This window comes from Hyphomonas sp. UBA3601 (genome assembly GCF_002375605.1).
In the GTDB taxonomy this organism is placed as follows: Bacteria; Pseudomonadota; Alphaproteobacteria; order Caulobacterales; family Hyphomonadaceae; genus Hyphomonas.
Genome location: NZ_DFME01000130.1, coordinates 3,839 through 6,030, shown reverse-complemented (window position 1 = coordinate 6,030; position 2,192 = coordinate 3,839). Strand labels below are relative to the sequence as shown.

Sequence of the window (2,192 nt, the reverse complement as noted above, 5' to 3'; positions counted from 1 at the left end):
TTCTTGGCGTTTGCAATGTGTTTCTCCATCCGCATGGAGAGCGTCTCGATGCCCATCAGCGTATAATGCGCCGCCTGCGGGTTGAGCGTCATACCGAGGTCGCGCAGGCCGATGGCAATGCCGTGGAAGGTGAACGCGGCGGGGCCGAATGTCTCGTGGAAATTCAGGCCGTGATAGGCCGGTTCTGGCTGCGACAGGGACGGGAATTTGTCAGAGGCTGACCAGTCGAATTTTCCGGAATCGACAATCGCGCCGCCGGTCACCGTGCCATTGCCGGTCATGTATTTCGTCAGCGAATGAACAACCAGCGTCGCGCCATGTTCGATCGGGCGGCAGAGATAGGGCGTGGCTGTCGTATTGTCGACAATCAAGGGGATGCCGGCTCCGTCGGCGATTTCGGTGATCGCGTCGAGGTCCGTGATATAGCCGCCCGGGTTGGCGATGGTCTCGCAGAAGATGGCGCGCGTGTCGTCGTCAATCGCGGCCTTCACGGCGTCGAGATCGTCAAAGTCCACGAAGGTGGCCGACCAGCCGAAGCGTTTGAAGGTCTGGCTGAACTGGGTGATCGTGCCGCCATAGAGGCGCGTGGAGGCGACGATGTTGCGGCCGGGGGCCATCAACGGGAACAGCGCCATGATCTGGGCCGCATGACCGGACGAACAGCAGACAGTGCCCGCGCCGCCTTCCAGCGCGGTGATCCGGTCGCCAAGGGCGGCCACGGTGGGATTGGTCAGGCGGGAATAGATATAGCCGACTTCCTGCAGGCCGAAGAGCGCGGCGGCATGGTCTGCGTCGCGGAAGACATAGGCCGTTGTCTGGTAAATCGGCACCTGACGCGCGCCAGTGGCGGGGTCCGGGTTTGTGCCCGCATGAATCTGCAGGGTGTCGAACCCCATTGGCTTGCCGTCGGTCATGTCGGCTCTCCCTCTTTGAGTGGTGTTGCTTCCCCCGTTCGGGCAGGGGCTCAGTTGAACGTATCACACTGGCGGGGGTCGCCGCTCTCATAACCCTGGGTCAGCCACTCCATGCGTTGTTCGGCCGAGCCATGCGTGAAGCCTTCGGGCGAGACGCGACCGGTCGAGCGCTTTTGCAGCATGTCGTCGCCGATGGCATTGGCGGTCTTCAGTCCCTCTGCCATGTCACCGCGTTCGAGTGCGACCTGACCATTGGAGGCCTCTGCAGCGCGGGCGGCCCATACGCCGGCATAGCAATCGGCCTGCAGTTCGAGCGCGACCGAATACTTGTTGGCTTCGGCCTGATTACGAGCCTGTTGCTGTGCCTTGCGGACCTGTTGTGAGGCGCCGGTCAGCGTCTGCACATGATGGCCGAACTCGTGTGCGATGACGTAAGCGCGGGCGAAATCTGCGCCGGACGCGCCCAGCTGGGTTTCCATCTGCTGCCAGAAGGAGAGGTCGAGATAGATGGTCTGGTCGGCCGGGCAATAAAAAGGCCCCATCGCGGCCTGGCCATAGCCGCAGCCCGTGCCCGTGCCTTGCGTGTAGATGACGGTATTCGGCTTCTTATAGCCGTCGAGCAGCTCGGCCCAGACATCGTTGACGTTCGTCCCGACAACATCGACGAACTGGCCGGCCTCATCCTCTGGGGTGCCGACTTCGCCGGATTGCTGTTGCTGGCCGGATGACATGCCGCTGCCGGCCTCAAGCAGGGGCTGGGGGTCAATGCCCAGGAAATAGGACACGACCAGCGCGATCAGGACAAAGCCGATGCCGCCGCCCGCAAGCTTGCCGCCGCTCATGCCGCGCCTGTCCTCGACGTTTCCGCCTCTGCGTCCACCTTTCCAGCGCATGTCCCACTCCGTGCAATTGGTTAATCCAGGTAAATATTTGGATACAGGGCGCAGCGTGAGCCGTCACCCCGCAAAGTCATCTGCCGATTGCCCGGCGCAAGATGGACAGGTATTCGGAAGCGATGCAGACCCAACTCACGATTTCGACGCGCGGTTCCGGCCTTTATGAGTTCACCCGCGATGCGGCAGCCTTCGTGGCCGGAGAGGGCGATGGCCTGCTGACCCTGTTCTGCCAGCACACCTCCTGTTCGCTGCTGGTGCAGGAGAATGCCGATCCGGACGTGCAGCGGGATTTGCAGGCCTTCTTCCGGCGCCTTGTGCCGCCCGCCAATGACCCTTCCATGGACTATCTGGTGCATCGCACCGAGGGGCCGGACGACATGCC

Annotated in this window: 2 protein-coding genes and 1 pseudogene; 1 reads left to right on the top strand and 2 read right to left on the bottom strand. The window is 62.6% G+C overall.

What is annotated here, in order from left to right:
* Together B4F73_RS14865 and B4F73_RS14860 are read right to left on the bottom strand one after the other, a co-directional pair.
* Nucleotides 1-914: pseudogene (locus B4F73_RS14865) on the bottom strand (O-acetylhomoserine aminocarboxypropyltransferase/cysteine synthase family protein); the annotation flags it as partial.
* Nucleotides 915-964: 50 nt separating this feature from the next.
* The gene (locus tag B4F73_RS14860; protein ID WP_290483647.1) at nucleotides 965-1,807 is read right to left on the bottom strand and encodes a KPN_02809 family neutral zinc metallopeptidase; all 843 of its coding nucleotides are present in this window, start codon (nucleotides 1,805-1,807) and stop codon (nucleotides 965-967) included.
* Between the two features lie 122 nt (nucleotides 1,808-1,929).
* Here B4F73_RS14860 and B4F73_RS14855 point away from each other — a divergent pair.
* Nucleotides 1,930-2,192, top strand: a 263-nt coding sequence (locus B4F73_RS14855) for a YjbQ family protein (RefSeq protein WP_290483646.1), incomplete at its 3' end; no start/stop codon positions are given.

Bases quoted from the DNA above. Each gene is read 5' to 3' on its own strand.
- B4F73_RS14860 (WP_290483647.1), bottom strand. From the start codon at position 1,807: ATGCGCTGGAAAGGTGGACGCAGAGGCGGAAACGTCGAGGACAGGCGC.